Origin of the sequence: Vibrio sp. 1727, assembly GCF_033344415.1 — a bacterium.
GTDB lineage: Bacteria > Pseudomonadota > Gammaproteobacteria > Enterobacterales > Vibrionaceae > Vibrio > Vibrio alginolyticus.
On record NZ_JAWPOT010000538.1, the window covers coordinates 1 to 561 of the forward strand.

1 pseudogene is annotated in these 561 nt (G+C 48.7%); it reads right to left on the reverse strand.

From position 1 onward, the window contains the following. Positions 1-561 (reverse strand): annotated as a pseudogene (locus R8O10_RS26790) (fimbrial biogenesis outer membrane usher protein); the annotation flags it as partial.

Consider the following 561-nt stretch of genomic DNA (forward strand, 5'->3'; position numbering starts at 1 on the left):
CGCATAGAAAAATCATGCGACAACTGAATGCCCGCCATTCTCACCGGCTGACTCCAAGACAAAGGACGGACGATGTAGTCTCCGACTTCCAAACGAAGTCGGCGCGCCTGATTGGCGTACTCATACCCTGTATCGAAACGGGTGTATTGACTGCTTTGCTGAGACTGAACATCGCGGTGAAAATTGGATTTAAATATTCCCGTTGTAGAAAAAACACCAAACTCAGAAAAGGCTCTGATTTCATGATCGATAGAAACCTCCTTTTGTTGGCTTTCGTTTTCATACACACCAAAAACGTTGTAGTTAAACAGTCCCCCACGACCAAACTTAGCTGGAGAAAATCGCCCCATGTCGTGTGCAGATAAACTCTGCATCGGCAGCCAGTTCGGCGGAACGTCGATCGCCAGGTGCAATGACGATTGCAAATAACGCACGTTAACCCCAGGAATGGAAGAACCGTCAATTCTGTCTTCCGTTCCTGGCAACGATTTGGCCGTAACGCCAACCGCTATTAGATCTTGCCGCTGGAGAAAGTACTGCTCGCCAATGCGCTCGACTTCG